Consider the following 24,653-nt stretch of genomic DNA (forward strand, 5'->3'; position numbering starts at 1 on the left):
CGGCGTCGACACGACATCGGCCATGCTGACGTCATGAATTCGGCTCGCCCTCTGCCGCCCGAGCTGCAGGACCGGTGCTTCACCGTGCACGACGCACATGAGCTCGGTGTCTCCGTGTCCCGCTTGCGCTATCGCGACCTCACGATGCCGTCGCGCGGGTTGCGCCATCCAGGGTCCGTCCCCGTGGCACCGTTGATGGTGGCGCGGGCGCTGCTCGGCCTCCACCCGCACGGAGTTGTCAGCCACCACACGGCAGCTCTCTGGTGGGGACTTCCGCTGCCCCCACGCCTGGTGGCCGACACACGGGTCCACCTCAGCGTGGCGGGCAGCAACACGTCGGGAACGCGCATCCGCCGACGGGGTGTCGTCGCACATCGCACGCGGTTCGACCGCGACGACGTCCGGTCACGCGGTTCCTGGGCGGTGACGAGCGTGGAACGGACCTATCTCGATCTCGCGCCCTACCTCAACCTGGACGAACTCGTGGAGCTCGGCGACGCGATCGTGTGCGCCCACATCGGAGACGGACGGCCTGCCCGCCAGCCCCTGAGCACGCTGCAGCACCTGGTCGACCGCTGCGCTCGGCCGGCGCGCGGGGTACGCCTGGCCAGGGCGGCGCTCGAACTGGTCCGCGTGGGCAGCGATTCGCCGCCGGAGACGCGACTGCGCCTCGCTCTCGTGCGTGCCGGTCTGCCCGAGCCGGAGCTCGGCGTCGTCGTGCCGATCGACCCCTGGTCGCGGGACGTCCTTCCCGACCTGGCGTATGTGGTTCAACGGGTGAGCGTGCAGTACGACGGCGCCCATCACGCCGACCCCCGCCAGCACCGGCTCGACATCGAACGTGCGGACCTGACGACCCGCGCCGGCTGGGTCGAGGTGCGGATCAGCGCCGATGATCTGCGCATCGTCGTCGAGCACCGCCTGGGTCGCGTACCCCGGGCCGTGGCGAAGGTGCACGATGCCTTGAGGGCGCGAGGTCCCGGGACGCGGTGAGATCCGGTGGCGACGAGATGAGGGCGTGAGCGGCTCACGCGTCCAGTGGACGGAAGGAGCGACACCGAAGCCGGCGTCAACGGCAACATCCGCCCACTCGGCGAGCGCCACGCGTCCAGTGGACGGAAGATGCGACACCGAAGCCCTGTCAACGGCAACGTCCGCCCACTCGGCAAGCGCCACGCGTCCAGTGGACGGAAGGTGCGCCACCGCGTCGCTCTCCCCGACATCGTCGGTCCACTCGATGCCGACGAGGTGTCGCGTGGACGACAGGTGCGACAGCGTCACCCGTGTCGCGACATCGACCGTCCACTCGGCGCGGCCTCTCCGGCGCGCGAGCCGCACCGGTGCCCGCGAGGCCGACCTCAGAAGCCGAGGCCGGCCAGCGAACGCCGGAGCGTGGCCGCCGAGTCCTGCAGCAGGCCCAGTTCGCGGCCGTTCATCGGTACCTCGAGCACCCGCTCGATCCCGCTGCCGCCGACGACGGTCGGCACCGACAGCGCGACGCCGGAGACGCCTGCGTAGTCGTCGAGCACGCTGGAGACGGGCAGCACGGCGTCCTCGTGCCGCAGGACCGCCTCGACGATCCGCGCACCCGAGAGCCCGATGGCGTAGTTGGTGGCGCCTTTGCCGCGGATCACCGTGTAGGCGGCGTTGACCACCTGGTCCGTGAGCTGTTCGAGGTACTCCCACGTGAACAACTGCCGCCCGTCCACGGTCCAGTCCCGGATCGGCACCAGCCCGATCGTCGCGCTGGACCACAGGGGGAACTCACTGTCCCCGTGCTCGCCGACGATGGTCGCGTGCACGCTCGACGTCGCGACGCCGGCCTTCCGCGAGATAAGCCACCGCAGACGGGACGTGTCCAGCACCGTGCCCGAGGAGAAGACCCGGTGCGAGGGCAGGCCGCTGATCTGCTGGGCTGCCACCGTGAGGACGTCGCACGGGTTCGTCACCAGCACGTACACCGCGTCCGGGGCCTGTTCGAGCAGCCGGGGCAGCACGCTGCGCAGGATCGCGATGTTGGCGCCGGCCAGGTCCAGCCGGGTCTGCCCCGGCTGCTGCTTCGCGCCGGCGGTGATGACGACCACGTCGGCGCCCGCGACCACCCCGATGTCGTCCCCGCCGACGACGGTCGACGACCCCGTGAACTGGGTGCCGTGGGCCAGGTCCAGCACCTCCGCCTCGACCTTCTCCGTCGCGACATCGAACAGCGCCACCTCCCGCGCGGAACCGCGGATCAGGGCGGCGTACGCCAGCGACGTGCCCACCGCCCCGGCACCGACGATCGCGAGCTTCGTCCGGGTCAGCGTGGTCATGGCGATCCCTCTCCCTCTCGAGGCCTGCTGCGCGGCGACGGTTCCGCCATCAGCCTAGGAAGGGAGCGACCCCCGCGCCACCACTAGACTTGCGGGGTGACGATGCCAGGAGAGCCGAACCCCTCGCGGCGGGACGAGGTCCCCGCGTCCGTCTCCGATCTCTTCGACCCGCGGCAGTGGCGCGTCGTCGCGGGCTTCGACTTCACCGACATCACCTACCACCGGCAGGTCGAGCGCGACGCCGACGGCTCCGTCGTCACGGACCTGCCGACCGTGCGCATCGCCTTCGACCGGCCCGAGGTGCGCAACGCCTTCCGTCCCCACACCGTGGACGAGCTGTACCGGGCCCTGGACCACGCCCGGATGACGCCCGACGTCGGGACCGTGCTGCTGACCGGCAACGGCCCCTCCCCTAAGGACGGCGGCCACGCCTTCTGCTCCGGCGGCGACCAGCGCATCCGCGGCCGGGACGGCTACCGCTACGCCGAGGGTGAGACGTCCGAGACCGTCGACCCCGCCCGCGCCGGGCGCCTGCACATCCTCGAGGTGCAGCGCCTGATCCGCACCATGCCGAAGGTCGTCATCGCCGTCGTCAACGGCTGGGCGGCCGGCGGCGGCCACAGCCTGCACGTCGTCTGCGACCTGACCATCGCCTCCCGCCAGCACGGGAAGTTCAAGCAGACGGATGCGACGGTCGGCTCCTACGACGCCGGCTACGGGTCCGCGCTGCTGGCCCGGCAGGTCGGGCAGAAGGCCGCCCGCGAGATCTTCTTCCTGGCCCGCGAGTACTCCGCCGAGGACATGGTGCGCCTCGGTGCCGTCAACGAGGCCGTCGACCACGCCGACCTCGAGAAGACCGCCCTGGAGTACGCCGCGGACATCGCCCGGCAGTCCCCGCAGGCCATCCGGATGCTCAAGTTCGCGTTCAACCTGCCCGACGACGGCCTGTTCGGCCAGCAGGTGTTCGCCGGGGAAGCGACCCGTCTCGGGTACATGACCGACGAGGCCGTCGAGGGCCGCGACGCGTTCCTGGGCAAACGGGACCCGGACTGGTCGCGCTTCCCGCACTACTTCTGAGGCGGCTCCCGCACCCGTGACCGGCCTGACCCCTCTGCTCACCCCGCGCGGCGCCGACCCGCTCGCGCTGCTCGGCCCGCTGACGGCGGCGCTGGACGGCGGCCCCGCCGTCGTCGCCTCCCCCGACCCGCAGGTCCTCGCCACCGTGACCGCGCTGGCAGCGCGTGCGGGCGTGCCCGACGGCACCGCGGCGATCGTCTCGACGTCCGGGTCGACCGGCACCCCGAAGCACACGCTGCTGCCCGCCGCCGCGTTGCGCGCCTCCGCCGACGCCACCCGCGCCCTCCTCGGCGGCCCCGGTCAGTGGTTGCTCGCCCTGCCCGGCTACTACGTGGCGGGCCTGCAGGTGCTCTCCCGGTCGGTGCTCGACGGCACCCGCCCGGTCGTGGTCCCCGACGACGCTCCGTTCGACGGCGGGGCCTTCCGGTCGGCGGTCGCCCGGATGGGCGGCGCTGAGATGGACAGCGCTCGGCGGTACGCCTCGATGGTGCCCGCCCAGCTGGCCCTGCTGCTCGACGGGACGGCGGTCCGGCCCGTCGACGCCGACGAGCGCACCGCGAACCTGGCAGCCCTGCGCCGGCTGGATGCGATCCTGCTCGGCGGTGCCCGCGCCGATGCGGCCCTGCTGCGCCGGGTGCGCGACGCCGGGGTGCGGGTGATCACGACCTACGGCATGAGCGAGACCTGCGGCGGCTGCGTGTACGACGGCGTTCCCCTGGCCGGGGTGCGGGTCGACCTGACCGACGGGATCGTCCGTCTCGGCGGTCCCGTCGTCGCCGGCGGTTATCTCGCGGACCCGGAGCGCACCGCCGCCGCCTTCACCGAGCGGGACGGCACCCGCTGGTTCACCACGAGCGACACCGGCACGCTGACCGACGGCGTCCTGACCGTCACGGGTCGCGCCGACGACGTCATCAACACCGGCGGCCTCAAGGTCTCCGCTACCGTCCTCGCGCAGACCATCGAGGAACTGCCCGACGTGCGCGACGCTTTCGTCACCGGGCTGCCGGACCCCGTCTGGGGCCAGCTGGTGGCCGCCTGGGTCGCCGGCTCGGCGACCCCGGAGGCGATCCGCGCGCACGTGACCGCCCGGCTCGGCGCCCGGCTCGCCCCGAAGGTCGTGAAAACGTCCGACGCCCTGCCGATGCTGCCCACCGGCAAACCGGACCGGCAGCGCATGATCCAGACGCTGGCATCAGCAGCGACAGCACCAGACACCACGGCCCCGCGGGCCGGACAGGAGGCATGAGCGTGGCGACGACGGCGCAGTGGGTGGAGGGAGCCCGGCTGCGGACCCTGCCGATGGCGATGGCCCCGGTGATCGCGGGGTCCGCCGCGGCGGCGGGGCTCGGGGCGTTCCACCCGGCCCGTGCGCTGCTCGCGCTCGTCGTCGCCCTGCTTCTGCAGGTCGGCGTCAACTACGCCAACGACTACTCGGACGGCATCCGCGGCACCGACGACGCGCGGGTCGGCCCGCTGCGCCTGGTCGGATCGGGAGCGGCGTCCCCGGCCGCGGTCAAGCGTGCCGCCTTCGCCTGCTTCGGCGCCGCCATGGTCGCGGGCCTGCTCCTGGTCGTGCTCAGCGGCACCTGGTGGCTGCTGCTGGTCGGCGCCGTCTCGGTCGTCGCGGCCTGGTACTACACCGGCGGCTCGCGCCCCTACGGCTACCACGGGCTCGGGGAGGTGTTCGTCTTCGTGTTCTTCGGGCTGGTGGCCGCGCTCGGCACCACCTACACGCAGGCCCTGACGGTCGACGGGCCGGCCGTCGTCGCCGCCGTCGCGACGGGCCTGATCGCGACCGCGCTGCTGATGGCCAACAACATCCGGGACATCCCGACGGACCGGGCGGTGGGCAAGCGCACTCTCGCGGTGCGGCTCGGCGACCGCGCGGCTCGGGCCACCTATGTCGGGATGCTCGCCGTCGCGCTGCTGCTGGTGCTCACCGTGGCGCCGGCGCATCCGTGGCTGCTCCTCGTCCTCCTGCTGGCCCCGGTGTGCGTGCCGGCGTGCCGCCGGGTGCTGACGGCCACCCAGCGGGCCGACCTCATCCCCGTGCTGCGACAGACCGGGCTGATCAACCTCGCCTGGAGCCTGCTGTTCACGGTCGGCGTGGTGCTCAACCTCGCGGTCTGAGTCGACCGCCCGAGCCGACCGGCCGGACGGGCCGGTCAGCCGTCGCGGTGACCGGCGTCGTGAGGGACGGATTCGTCGGGGACGGCGTCGTGCCGGGCCGCTTCCCGTCCGACCGCGTCGTGGCGAGGTGCCTCGTCGGCGGTGCTGCGCGTCCGGTCCGCATCGACCGCGGTGCTGCCCTTCTGCTGCGGGTCGACGGGCGCCACCTGGTCGTGCTCGTCCCAGTAGCCGTCCTCCGCGGCGGCGTCGTCCAGCTCGCTCTTCGTGCGGCGGCCCGTGCGTCCGGTGATGCGGTTGCCGACCTGCGAAGCGGCGGCGTCACGCATCCGACCGAAGAAGAGGTAGCTGATGCAGAACGAGGCGACGAGCGCCACGACCATCGACATGACGACGCCCAGGTGCAGCAGCAGGCCGAGCACGAAGATGAGGGCGACGAGGCCGAGGCGGGCGGCGGAGTACTTCAGGAGAGCCACCGCAGCATTCTAGTCGCCGGTCCCGGTCCACCCTCTCGGCCCTCCCCCAGCGCACATCCAGATCCCGCGACTACACTCTCGACATGCGTTACCTGCCGTTCGCCGTGCTGGCGATCGCGATGATCTACACGCTCGTCGACTGTGTCCGGTCCGACGGCGGCCACGTGCGGGCCATGCCGAAGGCCGCCTGGTTCCTCGTCATCCTGATCCTGCCGGTCGTCGGCATCGTGCTGTGGTTCCTCTTCGGGCGGCCGCAGACGGTCACGGCGTCGGCCCCGATCTCCCGGCCGCTGGCGCCCGACGACGACCCACGCTTCCTCTCCGACCTGGCTGAGCGCCGTCGTCGGGAGCGGGCCGCGCAGCAGGCGGCCGAGCGCGCCGCTCAACAGCGTGCTGCCCAGCAGTCGGCCGCCGAGCCGACGCAGACGCCCGACGCCGACCGACCGGTCGACGACACGGTCCGCGACCAGCACCCCGACCGCAACGGTCGCAACCCGGCGCAGGGTTCTGCCGGCACCGGCCCGGACGAGATCACCGGCTCCTGAGCTCCGACTCCTGACCACCGATTTGTGACCACGGGTTCGTGGCTGTGCTCTTCCGCGGCCATGACCGCACCGGGTCCCGAACAGTGCGGACCTTGGTCGGGACAGAGCACCCCATCCCGGAATTCACCGCCGCTCGGTGGGACCGGATGCGAGCCGTGAGCGATGGGGATGCCGAGAACCGACCGGACAGACGGAACGACGAAGCCCCCGCCCGGACCCGGGCGGGGGCTTCGTCCTCAGCGGTCGCGGCCCAGCGGGCCCGGTCGCGGAGAGCCGGGGTTCAGCGGCTCACAGCCCCGAGTAGGAGTGCAGCCCGTTGAACACCGTGTTGACGAGGGTGAAGTTGATGATCACGCACAGGTACCCGACGATGGACAGCCACGCGGCCCGGGTGCCGGTCCAGCCGCGCGTCGCCCGCGCGTGCAGGTAGCCGGCGTAGACGGTCCAGATGACGAAGGTCCAGACCTCCTTGGGATCCCAGCCCCAGTACCGTCCCCAGGCGTGCTCGGCCCAGATGGCGCCGGCCATCAGCGTGAACGTCCAGAACACGAAGCCGACCGCGTTGATCCGATAGGCGCCGTTCTCCAGCGTCAGGGCGGTGGGCACCCGGGCGAGGAAGGACATGCGCGGCGTCCGGCCCTCCGCGATCGCGGCCTCGCGGCGCGACTGCAGCAGCTGCAGCGCGCTCATGCAGAACGAGAGCGTGAACAGGGCGGACGAGAACACGGCCACGGAGACGTGGATGACCAGCCAGTAGCTCTGCAGCGCCGGGATGAGGTGGGCGACCGGGGTGCGGAACGCCATGGTGGCCGCGCACAGCATGATCAGCACGAGGCCGACGACGAAGGTGCCGAGGAACCGCAGGTCGCGGCGGATCAGGGAGAGCAGGAACACGCCGGCGACGATCAGTGCGCCGGTCGTGCAGAACTCGTACATGTTGCCCCACGGCACGCGGGCGGCCGCGATGCCACGGCTGACGACGGCGGCCGCGTGGATGACCCACGCGAGGGTCGTCAGGGAGACGCCGATGCGGGCGGCACGGCGCCGGGCATTCGTGTAGCGCAGGTCCTCGCGCGGCACGGTGTCGGCCTGGACGTGACCGTCGGGGCCGGTGCCCTCGGGGGCCACGGGGCGTTCGACGCCCCCGCCACCGGCCATCGCCGGGGTGCGTTCGCGGTTCCGCTCGGTCGCGTCCGCGGCGGCGCGCGCATCGATCGCGCGCAGCGTCTTCGAGCTCGCCGCCATGTCCCAGGCGAACGCCACGAACGCCACGAGGTAGACGAACGCGGCCGAGAGCATCAGCAGCTCGCTGTACTGGCCGAGGGTCTCGTTGATTCCCATCACAGTCCTGTCGTTCGACGGTCGTCGCCGGTGGTGCCCCCGGCGTCATTCTTCCCGCTCTGCGCGCCATCGGCCACCAGCGCGGCGTCGAGATCACGGCCCAGGGACTCCCGGGCCCGTTCGAGCCGGTGGTCCTCGCCGCGGGCCAGCAGCCCGTACTCGACCATGACGCGCCCGTCCGCGGCCTTCCCGGCCCGCACCCACGCGCGCCGGCGGGGCACGAACAGGGAGCCGATGAGCCCGAGCAGGGCGGCGGTGGAGAACACCAGCGCGCCGGTGGTGGCCGGGTCGTGCCGCACGTCGATGGCGATGTAGCGCTTGACCCCCTCGAAGGTGATCGACCCAAGGTTGTTCGGGAGCTTCTGGGTGCGCCGCGAGCCGTCGAGGACGATGCCGCCAGCAGGCAGGTTGCGCGCGTTGACCGGGGTGAGCTTGGACGTGTCCAGGGCGAACACCGACGTCGGGACGCCGTTGTTCAGGCCGAGGTCGCCCTTGAAGGAGTTGAGGTTCAGCTGCGGCAGCAGCGGGTCGGGGTCGCCGGAGAAGGCCACCTTGTCCGCGCCGGCCACTGCCGTCGGCAGGAAGAACCCGACGAAGGAGAGCTGCTGCGGCTTGGCGTCGGGCACCTTGAGCACGAATGCCGAGGTGTACATGGCGTCGGTGGGGTTGCTGACCACCGGGCCGCTCCACGCGACCTTGCCCTGCCCGTCGCGCACGGTGACGACCGGGGCGTACCCGTTGCCCACGAGGTAGACGTTGCTGCCCCCCAGCGCCACCGGGGAGTTGACCTTGAGGGTCTGCTTCTCCGGGGCGGACGTCGGCGTCTGCCGCGTGGTCAGGTGGGCGGTGAAGTCGATCGGCTGGCCGTAGTGGGAGGTGGACTCCCGGTCGAACGTGACGTCGAACTTGTCCAGCTGGATCGAGAACGGGTCCAGGTGGTCGTCCGCGAAGTTGGTGCCCGGGTTGAACGAGTCGTAGCCGACGAGGGTGTTGACGAAGCTGTCGCCCTCGACGAGGGTCCGTTGCCCGCGGTAGCCGAAGAGGCCGCCCACGGCGACGGAGACGAGCACCCCAATCAGCGCGGTGTGGAAGATCAGGTTGCCGGTCTCCCGGAGGTAGCCGCGTTCGGCGGCGGCGGAGGGCCGGTCCCCCTCGAGGTCCTGAAGGCGCACGCGGTACCCACGGCGCTTGAGCACGGCCTGGGCGCGGCGGGTGACCTCGGCGGCGTCGACGCCCGACTCGGCCGGCACGACGAGCGTGCCGTACTGCGGCATCCGGGACAGGCGGCGCGGTGTCCTCGGCGGCGGCTGCCGGAGGGCCTTGACGTGCGCGATCGTGCGCGGCACGACGCACCCGATGAGGGAGATGAACAGCAGGATGTAGATCGCCGAGAACCAGACGGACGCGTAGACGTCGAAGAACTGGAACCGGTCCAGCCACGGGCCGGTGACGGGGTTGTTCTGCAGGTACGTGGTGACCGCCGTCGGGTTGGACGGCCGCTGCGGGAAGATGGACCCGGGCACGGCGGCGACGGCGAGCAGCAGGAGCAGCATGAGCGCCACCCGCATGCTGGTCAGCTGGCGCCACGCCCAGCGCAGGGTGCCGACGACGCCGAGCCGCGGCAGCGCGGGACCGCCGCCGCGCGGCGGCTTCCGGCCGGCCCCGGCGCCCGCGGCGGTGGCCCCGGAGACCGGCGCCGCGGTGTCGCCGGTGGCCGGATCGGTCTTCTGCGGTGTCAAATCGGCAACCTCACGGAATCGGAGAACCAGGCCTGCAGGTCGGCCACCCAGGTGTTCCACACCCCGGTGACCATGAGCAGGCCGACGACGATGAGCAGGCCTCCGCCGATCCGCTGGATGGCGAGGCGGTGCCGTCGCAGCACGGCGAGCGCGCTGGCGCTGCGGCGCAGGGCCAGGGCGATGAGCAGGAACGGCACGCCGAGGCCGAGGCAGTAGAACAGGGTGAGCCAGGCACCGCGGACGGCGCCCGCGCCGTCGGAGAAGGAGAGCGCCTGCACGGCGGCGAAGGTCGGGCCGATGCACGGCGCCCAGCCGAGCGCGAACGTCAGCCCCAGCACGGGGGCGCCCCACAGGCCGGCGGGCGGCCGGGCGTGGATGCGCCGCTCGCCCTGCAGCCACGAGAAGCCGCCGAGGAACACGACGCCCATGACGACGACGACGAGCCCGAGAGCCTGGGAGACCCAGGGCGCGCCCTTCAGCCACGCTCCGGCCTGCCCGAACACCGCGCCGATGAGCACGAACACCACGGAGAAGCCGAGCACGAACAGGCCGACGCCGGCCAGGACACGCCCGCGGCGGTGATCCCGCAGGTCCGCGCCGGTCAGGCCGGTGACGTATCCGAGGTAGCCCGGCACGAGGGGCAGGACGCACGGCGAGGCGAAGGAGACGAGCCCGGCGAGCATCGCCACCGGGACGGCCACGAGCATCGACCCGCCCCAGGCGGCCTCGGCGAACGAGTTGGCTGCGGCGGGGACGCTCAGCGGGGCGGCGGCGAGCGCGCTCACGACTGCTGGGCGGACTGGATGAGGGACTTCAGCGTGCCCTTCTCGGCGGTGCCGAGAATGCGGGCGCTGACCCGTCCCTCCTTGTCCAGGACGAGCGTGGTGGGGACGGCCTGCGGCGGCACGTACTGCGTCATGGCCAGCAGCACGGTGCCGTTGCGGTCCTCGAAGGACGGGTAGGTCAGGCCGAAGGTGCGCTCGAAGGCAGCCGCCGTCGGCTCCTCGTCGCGGACGTTGACGCCGTAGAACTGCGCCCCGGAGCTCTTGAACTGCGAGTACAGCGACTGCAGGTCCTTCGCCTCGACGCGGCACGGGGCGCACCCGGCGTACCAGAAGTTCAGGACGGTGACCTTGCCCTTGAAGCTGGACGCGTCGACCTTCGTGCCCCCGAACAGCGTCGAGCTGAAGGAGACGGGCTTGCCGCGGTTGCCGGCCGCGTACTCGCGGACAGATCCGTCGCCGGCGATGTAGTTCTTCTCGTCCCCGGCGCGGGCCTGCTGGGACAGGCTGTCGCTCGCAGCGCAGCCGGCGAGCACGGGGGCCGTCAGCAGGAGCAGGGACGCGGCGAGCGCCGCACGCGCGCGGGCGGAGGAACGGGGGAAGTGGCGCGAGAACATCACCGGGGATTATGCCCCGGGAAGCTGGTCAGCACCTGAAAGCAGGGCTCCCGCGGGCTCGCGGTAGCTCACGCCGGTCAGGTCCGTCCCGGTGAAGTGGAAGCTGGTCATCGACGCCAGGGCGCACTCGCGCTTGCGCGGGTCGTGCCACAGGGGACGGTGCTCGGCGCTGAGCCGGGTGACCCAGATGGGCAGCTGATGGCTGACCATGACGGCCTCCGCGTCGGGACCGCCGGCCGCCTCCGCCTCCGCCCGGATGTCGTGCACCGCGGCGACGACGCGGGCCACCTGCGCCCGGTAGGGCTCACCCCAGCTCGGGCGCAGCGGATTGATCAGGTACGGCCAGTGCTTCGGCTTGCGCAGCTCGTCGCGCGTCATGTGCAGGCCCTCGAAGTGGTTCTCCGCCTCGATGATGCGCGGCTCGGTGCCGATGGTCAGGCCGAGCGCGGCGCCGAGCGGGGCGGCGGTCTGCTGGGCACGCAGCAGCGGGGAGGCCTTGACGAGCACGACGTCGGCCCCGTCGGCCGCGCGCCGGGCGAAGTCCTCGGCCACCGTGTCGGCCATCCGCCGGCCGAGGTCCGAGAGGCCGTAGCCGTCCAGCCGGCCGTAGAGCACATGGGCGGGGTTGTGGACCTCGCCGTGGCGAAGCAGGTGAACCGTGGGCATGGGTCCCAGTCTCGCAGACCGGAGGGCGGGGAATAGATTCCGCACACCCCCGGTTGACGTCAGACAGTTGAGGTTTCAACTTATGCATCTGCATGAACCGAACAGCCATCGAATCACGGCAGCCAGTCCTGCCGGGAAGGATCAGATCATGACGACCTCCATCGAGCAGATCAAGGGACTCTCCCAGGGCGAGTGGACCGCGGACGCGTCCCACAGCCACATCACCTGGTCGGTCCGGCATGCCGGCATCAGCAAGGTGCGCGGCACCTTCGACTCCTTCACCTCGACCCTGAACGTCGGCGAGACCCTGGAGCAGAGCTCCGTCGTCACCGACATCGACGTCGCCAGCATCAACTCGCGTGACGAGAACCGTGACGGCCACGTGCGCGGCGCTGACTTCTTCGACGCCGAGAACCACCCGGCCATCTCGTTCCGGTCCACTTCCGTCTCCGGCACCCCGGACGACCTGGTCATCGAGGGCGAGCTGACCATCCGCGGCACCTCCGCTCCGGTCACCCTGACGGGCGAGCTCGCCGGCGTCACCACCGACCCCTTCGGCATCACCCGGACCGGCGTGAGCGCCTCCACCTCGATCAGCCGCAAGGCCTTCGGCATCACCTGGAACGCCGCGCTCGAGGCCGGTGGCGTGCTCGTCGGCGACAAGGTCACCATCGACCTCGACGTCGAGTACACCGCCCCCCAGGCGGCCTGATCTGATCCGCCGATCCGGCGGGTCCTCCACACGGTAGGGTTGCAGTACGTCCGCAGTGACGTGCTGCAACCCTGCTGTGTCTTCCGGGTCGGGGCGGTTCCCGTCACCGTCCCCGCCCGCCGCGGGGACGACGGCCGAGACCAGGAGCTGGATCGATGAGCAACGGCAACCCGGAGAACCCTCGATCGTCCGACGACGACGGCCAGGATCGTCCCCGCTACCCCCAGTACGGCCAGCCGTCCGCGGATCGCGCCGACGAACCGCCGCGCCACGGTCAGCAGCCCAGCTACGGCGAGCAGCCGTCCTACGGCCAACAGCCCGGCTACGGCCAGCAGCAGCCCACCTACGGCGACCAGCCGTCGTACGGTCAGCAGCAGCCCTACGGACAACAGCCCTCGTACGGGCAGCAGCCCTCGTACGGCCAGCAGCCGTCCTACGGCCAGGAGCCGACGTACGGTCAGCAGCCGTCCTACGGTCAGCAGGACCCGGGGCAGTACGGGCAGCCGCCCGCGTACGGTCAGCAGTACCCCGCCTGGGGTCAGGGCAACCACCCCGCGCAGGACGCGAACGCGTGGGGCACAGGCGCCCCGTCCCGCCCGGCCGCGATGCCGCGCGAGGTGAACATCGGATCGTGGCTGATCGCCGCCGGCGCCCTGCTCGCCATGATCTACACGGTCATGCAGGCGATGTTCATCGGCTCCCCGCAGGGACAGGACTACATCGAGCGGGCCCTCCAGCAGACGGGCCAGAGCTCCCAGAACTTCAGCGCGTCCGAACTCGCGAGCGCCGCCCAGTCGGTCCTGCTCGTCGGCGGGGTCATCGCGCTCGTCCTGTACGTGCTCGTCGTCGTCTTCGTGCGGCGCGGGAAGAACTGGGCGCGGATCCTCGGCACCGTGCTCGCGGCGCTCTCCCTCGTCTTCCTCGGCATCAACCTCGGCGGCCTCGCGGCGATCGTCGGCATCGTCGGCATCGTCATGCTGTGGCTGCGCCCGGCCCGGCCGTGGTTCCGCAAGGCCCCCCTCGCCGCGCCCTGGGGCCGCTGAGCACCCTCGTCGTCACCGCCCGCGGCACCACCCCGCCGCCGCGGAGTCCTCGCCCGCGCCTCAGCCGGTCGTGAGGAGACGGCGCAGGCGGACCGGGTCGATGCGCCAGAAATCGCGCTGCACCCCGTCGATCAGCACGACGGGGATCTCCTCGCCGAATCGCGCGGTCGCCTCGGCGTCACCGTCGATGGACCGCTCCGTCCAGTCGAGGCCGAGCGAGGCGGTCACGTCGGCCACCACGGCGCGCGCGTCGTCGCACAGGTGGCACCCCGGACGGGTCAGCAGGACCACCTCGGGCGAGCGTGCGCCGGTCGCGGTCATCGGTTCCTCCTCCGGTCTCGGACGGCGGGGAAGCGGGCCGTCATCGGCCCGCAACGCAGTCGAGCGCCGGCCCAGGTGTGGGTCCGGCGCTCGATGACAGGTCGCGTCGCTTACTTCTTGTTGCGGCGCTGGTGACGGGTCTTGCGCAGCAGCTTGCGGTGCTTCTTCTTGGCCATCCGCTTGCGGCGCTTCTTGATGACGGAACCCACGTGTCCTCCACTCGTTCGATGTCTGTTGACGGTCCGGTGACCGCTGCGGGCACACGCTGATGCCCGTCGCCGTGCCGGCGGTTCCCCTCAAGGGTACCCGCATCACCGGTTCCGGCCGTCACCGGGCGGTCGTCCCCACGTCACCGCCCGTTCGTCGCTCGCGACTGCCCGGGGGCGGTCACGCTCAGGCCGTGTCGACGTCCGGCATGCCTGCGGGGCGCAGGTAGTCGGTGACGGCGGACTCGGGGACCCGGTAGGAGCGGCCGAACTGCACCGCGGGCAGGTCGCCGGCGTGGATGAGTCGGTAGACGGTCATCTTCGAGACCCGCATCATGTCGGCGACTTCCGCCACGGTCAGGAACTTCACGTTGGCGAAGTTCTGCTCTGGAGCCATCTCCCCTGTCCCTCTCTGTGCGCGACGAACGGTCCCATGCACGGGTGTGTTCGACACGCCGGGGACGGTGCTCTCGCCACTCTAGTGGCTGGCGTGGCAGAAGTGAAAGCGAGCAGGGTAACGCGTGCGGAAGACGCGAGCGTGACGACACGCTGATCCGCGTGTCACCTCCACGGGCCGGCCTCGGGCTGGAGGTTCCTCCGTCAGTACCGGCCGTTGCGGCGGCGAAGGCGGGGGATGTTGGCGATCATCTCGGCCGCGCGGCCGGCGGCCCGGCCCACGGTGCGTCCGATGGGCGAGGACCCGTCCTCGTCGGTGGTCTCGGGCGTCTCCCCCGGCGCGGCCGGTCGACGCGACCCCGCGTACGCCGTACCGGACGTCGCCCGGGCGGCCACCCCGGCCTCGGTGGCACGCCGGCCCCCGTCCGTCGTCTCCCCCGCGGGCGTCACGGCGACCACGGGTGCCGGCATGAACTCCCCGATCCACCGCGCGGCCTCCTGCAGGGGTTCAAGCCGGATCGAGTAGAGCCGGCGCTGGCCGGAGGCGCGCATCCGCACGAGGCCGCCCTCGCGCAGGGTGCGCAGGTGCTTGGACACGGTCGGCTGGCTGACGGCGAGTTCGATGACGAGGTCTCCGACCGATTTCTCCTGCCCGCGCAGCGCGGTCAGGAGCCGACGGCGGGTGGGGTCGGCCAGCACCGCGTACACGTCGGCGGTCCGCCCGTCCGGGCGGGGGGACGCCGAGGGCGCCGCACTGGGTCGAGGCGCACTCGGCACCGGCACGGGGGTGGTGCCGGCGGAGTCGTCGTCCAGGGACTGGGCCATCAGTGCCTCCCGCTCAGTCGAACCACGGGTCCAGGCCGTGCAGCGGGAACAGCTCCTTGCGGGTGGCCATCACGGCGCGGTCCACGTCGTCGTTCGGGTCGTAGCCGACCTCCCAGGAGCGCCACCACAGGTCCACGTCGTCCGTCATCCACAGCGGCGCCTCCTTGCCGTAGCGCTCGAGCACGTACTCCTGCCAGGCCCGCGGCGTCGGCGCCTGGACCGGGACGGGCTCGCCCGTGACGATGCCGACGAGGTGGGCCCACGCGCGCGGGACGACGGCGGTCGTGCTGTAGCCGCCGCCTCCGGTCGCGAGCCAGCGGCCCTCGCACAGGTCGGTGGCGAGGTCGCGGATGTCGAGGGCCACCTGGCGCTGCGCGTCGACGCTGGTGCGCAGGTCCGTCAGGGGGTCCTGGAAGTGACTGTCGCACCCGTGCTGGCTGACGATCACCTCGGGCGCGAACGCGCGCGCCAGTTGCGGGACGACGGCGTGGAAGGCGCGCAGCCACGCCCCGTCGCCCGTGGTCGGGGGGAGCGCGACGTTGACCGCGGAGCCCTGCGCGTCGGGGCCGCCGATGTCGTTGGCGAACCCGGTGCCGGGGAAGAGGGCGAGCCCGGTCTCGTGCAGCGAGATCGTCATGACCCGCGGCTCGTCCCAGAAGATGCTCTCGGTGCCGTCCCCGTGGTGCGCGTCGACGTCGACGTAGAGGACCCGGGACACGCCCCGGTCCAGCAGTCGGGCGACCGCGGCGGCGGCGTCGTTGTAGATGCAGAAGCCGCTCGCCCGGTGCCGCGCGGCGTGGTGCATGCCGCCCGCGAAGTTGACCGCCCGGGTGACGGTGCCGTCGGCGACGGCGTCGGCGGCCTGCAGGGAGCCGCCGACGATCCGGGCACTGGCGTCGTGCATGCCCGCGAACGCCGGGTCGTCCGTGGTGCCGAGGCCGCGCGTCTCGTCCGGGACGCTCGGATCGTCGCTGACGCGGCGGACGGCGTCGATGTACTCGGGGTCGTGCACGGTGGCGAGCTCGGCGTCGGAGGCCACGTGCGGGGCGAGCCGCTGGACGCCGTCGCGGGCGAACAGGCCGAGCTCCGTCGCGAGCCGCGCGGTCAGGTCCAGCCGGCTCGGGTGCATCGGGTGCTGCTCGCCGAAGTTGTACGCGGTCAAGGACTCGTCCCACACGACGGCGGAAGCGTCGCTGCTGCCCGGTCGGTCCCTCACCGTCCCTACCCTACGGGGCGAGCCCGCCGGTCGTGCCTCCCCCGTTGCGCGCGCAAGCGTGGACAATGGAGGCGATGGCCACCACCCGCACCCCCTGGACGAGGGACGACGACCGCAGCCCGTTCTGGCTGCTGTCGGTCGCACGTGACGCCGTCGACCGCCTCGCAGGCAGTTCCCCGGCGCGCCTGGCGCTCATCACCTTCGCCTGCATCGTGCTCGTGTTCACCGGCCTGCTCTCGCTGCCGTGGGCCGCCGCCAGCGGCCGGGTGACCCCGCTGCACGATGCCCTGTTCACCGCCGTCTCCGCGGTGTGCGTGACGGGCCTGACGGTCGTCTCCACGGCCACGCACTGGTCCGCGTTCGGCCAGATCGTCATCCTGCTCGCGATCCAGATCGGCGGCCTGGGCGTGCTCACCCTCGCCTCCATCCTGGCGATGGCGGTCAGCCGGCGGCTCGGGGTGCGCGGAAAGCTGATCGCCCTCGAGGAGATGAACATCGGCCGGCTCGGCGAGGTCGGCGCACTGCTGCGGATCGTCGTGGCGACGTCGGCGACGATCGAGCTCGCCATCGCCGTCATCCTCGCGCCGCGGTTCATGATGCTCGGCGAGCCGCTCGGCCAGGCCGTCTGGCACGCCGTGTTCTACGCGATCTCGGCGTTCAACAACGCCGGCTTCACCCCCCACAGCGACGGGATCGTCCCCTACGGCGAGGACCCGTGGATCCTGCTCCCCCTGATGGCCGGCGTGTTCATCGGCTCCCTCGGCTTCCCCGTGATCATGGTGCTGCTGTTCACGCGGGCTCGGTTCCACGCGTGGACGCTGCACGCGAAGCTGACCGTCGAGGTGTCGGTCATCCTCCTCGTTCTCGGCTCGATCGCGTGGGGCGCGTTCGAGTGGTCCAACCCCGGCACCATCGGCTCGATGAACACCGCGGACAAGATCCTGCACTCGGTGTTCGCGTCGGTCATGACCCGTTCGGGCGGCTTCAACCTCGTCGACATGAACCACCTCGACCAGACGTCGGTGCTCGTGACGGACGCCCTCATGTTCGCCGGCGGCGGCTCCGCGTCCACGGCCGGCGGCATCAAGGTGACGACGATCGCCGTCGTCGTCCTCGCCATCGTCGCCGAGGCCCGGGGCGACGCCGACGTGCGCAGCCACGGGCGCACCATCCCGCCGTCGGCGATGCGGGTGGCCATGGCCGTCATCGCCATCAGTGCGACCATGGTGATGGTCGCGACGGCGGTGCTGCTGCAGATCAGCGGGCAGTCCCTGGACCGGGTGCTGTTCGAGGTGATCTCCGCGTTCGCCACCTGCGGGCTGAGCAACGGCCTGTCCGCGGAGCTCTCGCCGGTGGGCAAGGACGTGCTCTCGGTGCTCATGTTCCTCGGCCGCATGGGGCCGATCACCGTCTCGACGGCGCTCGCCCTGCGCCAGCGCCGCACCCTCTACCACTTCCCCGAAGAGAGGCCCATCCTTGGCTGACCGCCCCGCCCACAACCAGCCGGTGCTCGTAATCGGCCTCGGCCGGTTCGGGTCCGCCACGGCCGACCAGCTCGTCAAGCAGGGCCGCGAGGTGCTCGCGATCGAGCGCGACCCCGTGCTCGTGCAGAAGTGGGCGGGCACGCTCACGCACGTCGTCGACGCGGACGCCACCGACATCGACGCGCTGCGCCAGCTCGGCGCGCAGGAGTTCAACTCCGCGGTCGTGGGCGTGGGGACGTCCATCGAGTCGTCCGTGCTGATCACCGTGAACCTCGTGGACCTCGGCGTCGAGCACCTGTGGGTCAAGGCGATCACCCCGGCGCACGGCAAGATCCTCTCCCGCATCGGCGCGAACCACGTGATCTACCCCGAGGCCGACGCCGGCCGACGCGCCGCCCACCTGGTCTCCGGGCGGCTGCTGGACTACATCGAGTTCGACGACGACTTCGCGATCGTCAAGATGCGGCCACCGCGCGAGACCCAGGGCTTCACCATCCGGGAGGCGTCCGTGCGGAAGAAGTACGGCGTGACGATCGTGGGCGTGAAGTCCCCCGGCGAGGACTTCACCTACGCCACCGGAGACACCAAGGTCTCCGGCCGGGACCTGCTGATCGTCTCGGGCCACGTGGACCTCATCGAGCGGTTCGCCGCGCGCCCGTAGGCGCGCCAGCGCCGACCGGGCGCGCAGACGGCGCAGCCCGTCCGTAGGTGCGCGGGTGTGCCCGGGCGAAGGCGCGCCAGCGCCGTACGCACGGGCAGCAAGCACCGCCCGGACGGGCAGACGGCACAGCGCGCCCGTAGGCGCGCCAGCGCCGCACGCACGGGCAGCAAGCACCGCCCGGACGGACGGGCGGGCGTGCCGGCCGGCTCAGTTGCCGGAGAGCTCCTTCGTGATCTCCGCGGCCCGGGCGGCGGCGTCGGCGGTGCCGTGCGCGACGACGTCCCGCAGTCCCTCCCGGTCGAAGGTCGCGATCGCCTGCTCGGTGGTGCCCTTCGGGCTGGTGACCTTCCGGCGCAGGGTCGCCGCGTCGTCGTCGGAGGTGCGCATCAGCTCGCCCGCCCCGGACACGGTCTCCTCCGCAAGCCGCGCGGCCAGCTCCCGGTCCAGGCCCAGCGCCACGCCGGCATCGGTCATCGCCTCGGCGAGGTAGAAGACGTAGGCCGGCCCCGAACCGCTGATCGCCGAGACGGCGTCCTGCTGCTCCTCCGGGACGGTCACGACCAGGCCGGAGCCCGCGAGCACACCCTCCACGAGGGCCGTCTGATCGTCCGTGGCGGACGTACCGGGCGAGACGGCGAGGACGCCGCGCTGCACGCGCGAGGGGGTGTTGGGCATGACGCGCACGACGGGCTGGCCCGCCGGCAGCGCCGCCTCGATCATGGCGTTGGTCACCGCCGCGGCGACACTGACGACGACGGTGGTCGGTGCGAGGGCGCCGGCGATCTCCCGGGCCATGTCCTCGATGCCCACGGGCTTGACGCCGAGCACGACGACGTCGGCGCCTTCGACGGCGCGGGCGTTAGCGGCGTCGTCGTCACCCGTGGCGTGCACGGTGATGCCGAAGCGGGAGCGGAGCTCGTCGGCGCGCTCGGGGCGGCGGACGGTCGCGACGACCGTGCCGGGGTCCTTCCCGGAGGCGAGCACACCGGCGAGGATCGACTCGTTCATCGACCCGGTGCCGATGAAGGCCAGGCGGGCGTCGGTCGCGGACGGAACGGGGCTGGTGGTCGTCTCGGTCATGCAGCCGATTGTGCCAGCCACCCGTTGCCAGCCACTTCTCAGCCGGTGCACGGCCCCGTCACACGTTCGCTTCCTACGCTGGTTCTACCTCATGAAGGTGCGAGTGATGATGATGAAGAACCGGGTTGCCCGACCTGGTTCGAGGGCCGGTGGCCCGGCCGCTTCGGCGGACCGGACCACCGGCCTTTCTCGTTGCCGGAGGCTAAACCGCTGACGTTCGACGGACGTCCAGACAATCCCCAGACGGTGTCGAGCGGCTGCTCATGCGCCGCCCCTACCGTGGGAACTACCTCCTCAAGGTGCGAGAGATGACGGATCGGGCTGCCCCGCCCGGTCCAGGTGCCGGCGAGCGAAGGACAGCGTGTCTCCCAGCAGCTGTTCCCGCTCGCCGGCACCTTTCGCTTTCCGGGTCGCGACCTCGGCGATGACCGAGCCGTCCCAGTCGTTCTCCGCGAGGTACTGCAGCACCGCCGCCGGGTCCTGGTTTCCCTCCCCCGGCAGCAGGTGCTCGTCGCGGTTCTGGGCGCCGGAGCCGTCCGTCAGGTGGACGTGCCGCAGCCGCGAGCCCAGCTCACGCACCGACTTCACGCTGTTCGACCCCGCACACGCCGCATGGGAGAAGTCCCAGGTGACGTGTTCGTACTCCAGTGGTACCGGATCCCAGTGCGGCAGGTACGCCCGGCGGTCCCGGCCACGCACCCGCCACGGGTACATGTTCTCCACCGCGATGGTGACGCCGTAGTCGGCCATGATCCGCCGGATGCCCGTCGCGAAGTGCTCGGCGTACCCACTCTGCCAGCGGAACGGCGGGTGCACGACGACGGTCGGGGCGCCCACCTCCGCGGCCATCGCACAGCTGAGCTCGACCTTCGTCCACGCCGTGCCCCACACCTGCTGGGTGAGCAGCAGCGTCGGCGCGTGCACGGAGAGGATGGGCAGCTGGTAGTGCTCCCGCAGGTCCCGCAGCCGGGACGGGTCCCGGCTGACGGCGTTGTTCGTGACCATCACCTCGACGCCGTCGTACCCGAGATCACGGGCCATCGCGAACGTGTCGACCACGGTGAGCGGGTAGACGGACGAGGACGAGAGTCCGACCGGGATGTCCCGGGGCGCGCTCACGCGGTCGGTCCCGCGGCGGAGGTCGCGGCGGCCGGGCGGCGCAGCTCCTGCGGCAGGCGCCGCTGGTTCTCGTCCCGCCACTCCGACGGGGCGGCACCGGTGATGACCAGCTGGTCGAGGCGGCGCAGGATCAGCCCCTCGCGCAGCGCCCACGGGCAGATCTGCAGCTGTTCGACGTCGAAGGCGAGCATCGCGGCCTCCGCGACGAGCGCCCCGGCGAGCACCTGGCGGGCCCGCAGGTCCGAGACGCCGGGCAGGTTGGCCCGGTCCGTCGAGGACATCGCGGACATCCGCTGCGCCCACAGGGACAGATCGTGCCGGTCGAGGGTGCGGCGCACGTACGGCCCGGCACCGCTCGGGGCCGCCCCGGCCATCCGGGCCAGGGAGCGGAACGTCTTCGAGGTCCCGGCGACCAGGGTCGGCCGCCCGAGCTCGGCGAAGGACTCGACCGCGGGCTTGAGGGTGGCCTTGATGTGCGACCGTAGCGCCTTGACGCTGGCCGCGCTGGGCGGGTCCTCGGGCAGCCAGTCCCGCGTCAGCCGGCCCGCGCCGAGCGGCACGGAGACGTTGCGGGCGGGCAGCTCGTCGTCACCCATCGCCATCTCGAACGAGCCGCCGCCGATGTCGAGGTCGAGGATGGTGCCCGCGCCCCAGCCGAACCAGCGTCGGGTGGCGAAGAACGTCACGGCGGCCTCCCGGTCGCCCGGCAGCTCCATCAGGGTCACCGCGGTCTGCTCGGCGACGGCGTCGAGCACCTCCTGCCCGTTCGTCGCCTCCCGGATCGCCGATGTCGCGAACGCGAGCAGGTCCTCCGCGCCGTGGTCCCGCGCGACGTCGTGCGCCTCGCGGATGAACCCGACCAGCTCACGCTGACCCTCGGCGGAGATGCGCCCCTCGTCGTCGAGGTAGCGCACGAGGGCCAGCGGCCGCTTATGGGACGCGTAGGCGGCCGGCTGAGCGCCCGCGTAGGCGTCGACCAGCAGCAGATGGACGGTGTTGGAGCCGATGTCCAGGACGCCCAGACGCAATGGCCACCTCCTGTCGGGTTGCCCGCGGCCGGCCGCGGGGATGCGGTCAGACCTTGCTGCGGGGGCTGCGGGCGCGACCGGTCGAGGCCTTGCCGCCGCCACGGGTGCGACCGGTCGGTCGCTTGGCCGGGCCCTTGGCGCGCTTCTCGGCCAGCAGCTCGACCGCCCGCTCGTGGGTCAGTTCCTCGATCGTGTCGGCACGCGGGACGGTGATGTTCGTCGTGCCGTCCGTGATGTACGGCCCGAACCGGCCCTCTTTGACGGTGATCGGCTTCTCCGAGACGGGATCGGTGCCCAGCTCCTTCAGCGGCGGCTTCGCCGCGGCCCGTCCTCGCTGCTTCGGCTCGGCGTAGATCTTCAGCGCCTCGTCGAGCGTGACGGTGAAGATCTGCTCCTCGCTGGTCAGGGAGCGGCTGTCCGTGCCCTTCTTCAGGTACGGCCCGAACCGGCCGTTCTGGGCGGTGATCTCGACGCCGTCGGGATCGGTGCCGACCACACGCGGCAGGCTGAGCAGCTTCAGCGCGTCCTCGAGGGTCACCGTCTGCAGGCTCATGGACGAGAGCAGCGAACCGGTGCGCGGCTTCGCCTTGACGGGCTTCTTCGGCGGCTTCGGCTTGCCGTTCTTGTAGTACTCGACCGGCTGGTCCTCGACCGAGGGCTCCGGGACGATCTCGGTGACGTACGCGCCGTAGCGGCCATTCTTCGCCACGATGGTGTGCCCGGTCTCCGGGTCGATGCCGAGCTCGTTCTCCTCCGGACCGGCGCTGGCCATCAGCTCACGCGCCTTCTCGGCGGTCAGCTCGTCCGGAGCGAGGTCCTCGGGCACGTTGGCTCGCTCGGGCTCGGTGCCCTCCGGCGCGTCCGCGGCCGCGGCCCGCTCCAGATAGGGCCCGAACTTGCCGACGCGCAGCACGATGTCGTCGGTGACGGGCAGGGAGTTGATGGCCCGAGCGTCGATGTCGCCGAGGTTCTCGACGATGGTGTTCAGGCCCGAGTCGTCGCCGTCGCCGTAGTAGAAGTCGCGCAGCCAGTCGGCGCGCGCCTGCTCGCCGCGGGCGATCCGGTCGAGATCCTCCTCCATCTGCGCGGTGAAGTCGTAGTCGACGTAGTCGTGGAAGTGCTGCTCGAGCAGTCGCACGACGGAGAACGCGACCCAGCTGGGCACGAGCGCCGAGCCGCGGTTGCGGACGTAGCCGCGGTCCATGATCGTCGAGATGGTCGCGGCGTACGTGGACGGGCGGCCGATGCCGGCCTCCTCGAGCGCCTTGACCAGCGACGCCTCCGTGTAGCGCGGCGGCGGGGAGGTCTCGTGGCCGTGGGCGGCCAGGTCGTCCGCGGTCAGGGCGTCGCCCTCGTGCACGTCCGGCAGCCGCGCGTCGCCGGACTGGCTCCCGGCGTCGCTGCGGGCCTCGTCCGTGCCCTCCTCGTACGCGGCGAGGAAGCCGCGGAAGGTGATGACGGTGCCGGACGCGGAGAACTCGGCGTCCCGGCCGTCGGTGGCGACGGCGCCGACCCGGATGGTCGCGGTCGAGCCCTTCGCGTCGGCCATCTGGGAGGCGACGGTGCGCTTCCAGATCAGCTCGTAGAGCCGGAACTCGTCGCTGCTGAGCTGCCCGGACACCTGGGCCGGGGTGCGGAACGCGTCGCCGGCGGGACGGATGGCCTCGTGCGCCTCCTGCGCGTTCTTGTCGCCGCCCTTGTACACGCGGCGGGAATCCGGCACGTACTCGGGGCCGTACAGCTCGGCGGCCTGCCGGCGGGCGGCGTTGATCGCCTCGTCGGACAGCGCCGGCGAGTCGGTACGCATGTAGGTGATGTAGCCGTTCTCGTACAGCCGCTGGGCCACCTGCATCGTGCTGCGCGAGCTGAAACGCAGCTTGCGGGCCGCCTCCTGCTGCAGCGTCGAGGTGGTGAACGGCGCCGTCGGGCGGCGCGTGTACGGCTTGGTCTCGACGGCACGGACGGCGAAGTCGGCGCTGCCCAGCGCCTCGACCAGGCCGCGGGCCTGTGCCTCGTCGAGGGCGACGGCCTGCCGGTTCTTCAGCTGCCCGGCGTCGTCGAAGTCACGGCCGGTGGCCACGCGGGCCCCGTCGAGGGTGGCCAGCCGCGCGGTGAAGGCGGGGGCCGACGCGTCGGTCCGGTTCTCCTCCGGCACCGCGAACTCGCCGGTCAGGTCCCAGTAGCCGGCGGCGACGAACGCCATCCGCTCGCGTTCCCGCTCGACGACGAGCCGGGTGGCGACGGACTGCACGCGGCCGGCGGAGAGGCCGCGGGCGACCTTGCGCCACAGCACCGGGGAGATCTCGTAGCCGTAGAGCCGGTCGAGGACACGGCGGGTCTCCTGCGCGTCGACCAGGGCGATGTCGACCTCGCGCATGTTGCCCAGCGCCCGCTGGATCGCCTCGCGGGTGATCTCGGGAAAGGTGAGCCGGTGCACGGGCACGCGCGGCTTGAGCACCTCGAGCAGGTGCCACGCGATGGCCTCGCCCTCGCGGTCACCGTCGGTGGCGAGATAGAGCTCGTCGGCGTCCTTGAGCGCGGCCTTGAGCTCGCTGACCTTCTTCTTCTTGTCCGGCGTGATGACGTAGTAGGGCTCGAAGTCCTTGTCCAGGTCGACGGCGAACTTGCCGACGGACGACTTCTTCAGCGCGTCGGGCAGCTCGGAGGGCTGCGGCAGGTCACGGATGTGTCCCATCGAGGCCTCGACCTCGAATCCCGGGCCGAGGTAGGACGCGATGGTCTTCCCCTTGGCCGGCGACTCGACGATCACGAGCTTCTTGCCGGTCTGCTGGCGGGCCTTTGCGGGCACTGCGGATTCCTGACTTTCCTTCGATTCCGAACCGGTCGAGTTCGTGACCATCGAATCATACGACCGGG

The 24,653-nt window shown here is 71.8% G+C and carries 25 protein-coding genes; 9 read left to right on the forward strand and 16 right to left on the reverse strand.

Annotated features, from left to right (window positions below; translation table 11 throughout):
• The first annotated feature begins 432 nt into the window (after nucleotides 1-432).
• The gene (locus V6N00_RS02155; RefSeq protein WP_334230415.1) at nucleotides 433-993 is read left to right on the forward strand and encodes a hypothetical protein; all 561 of its coding nucleotides are present in this window, start codon (nucleotides 433-435) and stop codon (nucleotides 991-993) included.
• 365 nt (nucleotides 994-1,358) lie between these two features.
• Here V6N00_RS02155 and V6N00_RS02160 read toward each other — a convergent pair whose 3' ends face one another.
• On the reverse strand, nucleotides 1,359-2,312 hold the full coding sequence (locus tag V6N00_RS02160; RefSeq protein ID WP_334230416.1) for an L-lactate dehydrogenase: 954 nt from the start codon (nucleotides 2,310-2,312) through the stop codon (nucleotides 1,359-1,361).
• A 102-nt stretch (nucleotides 2,313-2,414) separates the two neighbouring features.
• Between V6N00_RS02160 and V6N00_RS02165 the strand changes: the two genes are divergently transcribed.
• From V6N00_RS02165 to V6N00_RS02175, 3 genes are read left to right on the forward strand one after another with little or no spacing between them, the layout of a single operon-like run.
• Complete coding sequence (locus tag V6N00_RS02165) at nucleotides 2,415-3,389, forward strand: 1,4-dihydroxy-2-naphthoyl-CoA synthase (protein WP_334230740.1); 975 nt, start codon at nucleotides 2,415-2,417, stop codon at nucleotides 3,387-3,389.
• Nucleotides 3,390-3,405: 16 nt separating this feature from the next.
• Nucleotides 3,406-4,638 (forward strand): AMP-binding protein, encoded by a 1,233-nt coding sequence (locus V6N00_RS02170; RefSeq protein ID WP_334230417.1) that lies wholly within the window; start codon nucleotides 3,406-3,408, stop codon nucleotides 4,636-4,638.
• 2 nt (nucleotides 4,639-4,640) lie between these two features.
• Nucleotides 4,641-5,522 carry a 1,4-dihydroxy-2-naphthoate polyprenyltransferase gene (locus tag V6N00_RS02175; RefSeq protein ID WP_334230741.1) on the forward strand — a complete coding sequence of 294 codons (882 nt, stop codon included), beginning with the start codon at nucleotides 4,641-4,643 and terminating at the stop codon, nucleotides 5,520-5,522.
• Between the two features lie 35 nt (nucleotides 5,523-5,557).
• Here the strand turns inward: V6N00_RS02175 and V6N00_RS02180 are convergent, their stop codons facing one another.
• Complete coding sequence (locus V6N00_RS02180; protein ID WP_334230418.1) at nucleotides 5,558-5,995, reverse strand: DUF4229 domain-containing protein; 438 nt, start codon at nucleotides 5,993-5,995, stop codon at nucleotides 5,558-5,560.
• A gap of 83 nt (nucleotides 5,996-6,078) precedes the next feature.
• Between V6N00_RS02180 and V6N00_RS02185 the strand changes: the two genes are divergently transcribed.
• Complete coding sequence (locus V6N00_RS02185) at nucleotides 6,079-6,540, forward strand: PLD nuclease N-terminal domain-containing protein (RefSeq protein ID WP_334230419.1); 462 nt, start codon at nucleotides 6,079-6,081, stop codon at nucleotides 6,538-6,540.
• 288 nt (nucleotides 6,541-6,828) lie between these two features.
• On the opposite strand, the gene ccsB is transcribed toward V6N00_RS02185, so the two are convergent.
• From ccsB to V6N00_RS02210, 5 genes are all read right to left on the reverse strand, one after another.
• Nucleotides 6,829-7,881 carry a c-type cytochrome biogenesis protein CcsB gene (gene ccsB, locus V6N00_RS02190; protein ID WP_416385007.1) on the reverse strand — a complete coding sequence of 351 codons (1,053 nt, stop codon included), beginning with the start codon at nucleotides 7,879-7,881 and terminating at the stop codon, nucleotides 6,829-6,831.
• Entirely contained in the window at nucleotides 7,881-9,620 is a 1,740-nt protein-coding gene (resB, locus tag V6N00_RS02195) for a cytochrome c biogenesis protein ResB (RefSeq protein ID WP_416385008.1), read from the reverse strand. The genes ccsB and resB overlap by 1 nt, the downstream gene beginning before the upstream one ends.
• A complete protein-coding gene (locus V6N00_RS02200) occupies nucleotides 9,617-10,327 on the reverse strand; it encodes a cytochrome c biogenesis CcdA family protein (RefSeq protein WP_334230743.1) in 711 nt (236 codons plus the stop codon). Before V6N00_RS02200 ends, resB begins: the two co-directional genes overlap by 4 nt.
• Nucleotides 10,328-10,401: 74 nt before the next feature.
• A complete protein-coding gene (locus V6N00_RS02205) occupies nucleotides 10,402-11,019 on the reverse strand; it encodes a TlpA family protein disulfide reductase (protein ID WP_334230421.1) in 618 nt (205 codons plus the stop codon).
• 9 nt (nucleotides 11,020-11,028) lie between these two features.
• Nucleotides 11,029-11,685: a histidine phosphatase family protein gene (locus tag V6N00_RS02210; protein WP_334230422.1), complete on the reverse strand. Its 657-nt coding sequence runs from the start codon at nucleotides 11,683-11,685 to the stop codon at nucleotides 11,029-11,031.
• 148 nt (nucleotides 11,686-11,833) lie between these two features.
• On the opposite strand from V6N00_RS02210, the gene V6N00_RS02215 reads away from it, so the two are divergent.
• Together V6N00_RS02215 and V6N00_RS02220 are read left to right on the forward strand one after the other, a co-directional pair.
• Nucleotides 11,834-12,397: a YceI family protein gene (locus tag V6N00_RS02215; RefSeq protein ID WP_334230423.1), complete on the forward strand. Its 564-nt coding sequence runs from the start codon at nucleotides 11,834-11,836 to the stop codon at nucleotides 12,395-12,397.
• 155 nt (nucleotides 12,398-12,552) lie between these two features.
• Nucleotides 12,553-13,440 (forward strand): hypothetical protein, encoded by an 888-nt coding sequence (locus V6N00_RS02220; RefSeq protein WP_334230424.1) that lies wholly within the window; start codon nucleotides 12,553-12,555, stop codon nucleotides 13,438-13,440.
• A gap of 60 nt (nucleotides 13,441-13,500) precedes the next feature.
• On the opposite strand, the gene V6N00_RS02225 is transcribed toward V6N00_RS02220, so the two are convergent.
• The 5 genes from V6N00_RS02225 to V6N00_RS02245 form a co-directional block, all read right to left on the reverse strand.
• Nucleotides 13,501-13,761: a glutaredoxin family protein gene (locus tag V6N00_RS02225; protein WP_334230425.1), complete on the reverse strand. Its 261-nt coding sequence runs from the start codon at nucleotides 13,759-13,761 to the stop codon at nucleotides 13,501-13,503.
• A 110-nt stretch (nucleotides 13,762-13,871) separates the two neighbouring features.
• Entirely contained in the window at nucleotides 13,872-13,970 is a 99-nt protein-coding gene (locus V6N00_RS02230) for a 30S ribosomal protein bS22 (RefSeq protein WP_003792170.1), read from the reverse strand.
• A gap of 184 nt (nucleotides 13,971-14,154) precedes the next feature.
• A complete protein-coding gene (locus V6N00_RS02235; protein ID WP_334230426.1) occupies nucleotides 14,155-14,364 on the reverse strand; it encodes a helix-turn-helix domain-containing protein in 210 nt (69 codons plus the stop codon).
• Nucleotides 14,365-14,567: 203 nt separating this feature from the next.
• On the reverse strand, nucleotides 14,568-15,188 hold the full coding sequence (locus V6N00_RS02240) for an ArsR/SmtB family transcription factor (RefSeq protein ID WP_334230427.1): 621 nt from the start codon (nucleotides 15,186-15,188) through the stop codon (nucleotides 14,568-14,570).
• A gap of 13 nt (nucleotides 15,189-15,201) precedes the next feature.
• Nucleotides 15,202-16,317: an acetoin utilization protein AcuC gene (locus V6N00_RS02245; RefSeq protein ID WP_416385022.1), complete on the reverse strand. Its 1,116-nt coding sequence runs from the start codon at nucleotides 16,315-16,317 to the stop codon at nucleotides 15,202-15,204.
• A gap of 161 nt (nucleotides 16,318-16,478) precedes the next feature.
• Here V6N00_RS02245 and V6N00_RS02250 point away from each other — a divergent pair, with 161 nt between their 5' ends.
• Entirely contained in the window at nucleotides 16,479-17,888 is a 1,410-nt protein-coding gene (locus V6N00_RS02250) for a TrkH family potassium uptake protein (protein WP_334230428.1), read from the forward strand.
• Nucleotides 17,889-17,910: 22 nt separating this feature from the next.
• Nucleotides 17,911-18,549, forward strand: coding sequence for a potassium channel family protein (locus tag V6N00_RS02255; RefSeq protein ID WP_334230745.1), 639 nt, complete (start codon nucleotides 17,911-17,913; stop codon nucleotides 18,547-18,549).
• 207 nt (nucleotides 18,550-18,756) lie between these two features.
• Here the strand turns inward: V6N00_RS02255 and proC are convergent, their stop codons facing one another.
• From proC to topA, 4 genes are all read right to left on the reverse strand, one after another.
• Nucleotides 18,757-19,629 carry a pyrroline-5-carboxylate reductase gene (gene proC, locus V6N00_RS02260; RefSeq protein WP_334230429.1) on the reverse strand — a complete coding sequence of 291 codons (873 nt, stop codon included), beginning with the start codon at nucleotides 19,627-19,629 and terminating at the stop codon, nucleotides 18,757-18,759.
• Nucleotides 19,630-19,923: 294 nt separating this feature from the next.
• A complete protein-coding gene (locus V6N00_RS02265) occupies nucleotides 19,924-20,748 on the reverse strand; it encodes a sugar phosphate isomerase/epimerase family protein (protein ID WP_334230430.1) in 825 nt (274 codons plus the stop codon).
• Nucleotides 20,745-21,776: a Ppx/GppA phosphatase family protein gene (locus V6N00_RS02270; protein WP_334230431.1), complete on the reverse strand. Its 1,032-nt coding sequence runs from the start codon at nucleotides 21,774-21,776 to the stop codon at nucleotides 20,745-20,747. The genes V6N00_RS02265 and V6N00_RS02270 overlap by 4 nt, the downstream gene beginning before the upstream one ends.
• A 46-nt stretch (nucleotides 21,777-21,822) precedes the next feature.
• Nucleotides 21,823-24,585, reverse strand: a complete 2,763-nt coding sequence (topA, locus tag V6N00_RS02275; RefSeq protein ID WP_334230432.1) for a type I DNA topoisomerase — start codon at nucleotides 24,583-24,585, stop codon at nucleotides 21,823-21,825.
• Nucleotides 24,586-24,653: the final 68 nt, after the last annotated feature.

Origin of the sequence: Tersicoccus mangrovi, assembly GCF_036881825.1 — a bacterium.
GTDB classification, from domain to species: domain Bacteria; phylum Actinomycetota; class Actinomycetes; order Actinomycetales; family Micrococcaceae; genus Tersicoccus; species Tersicoccus mangrovi.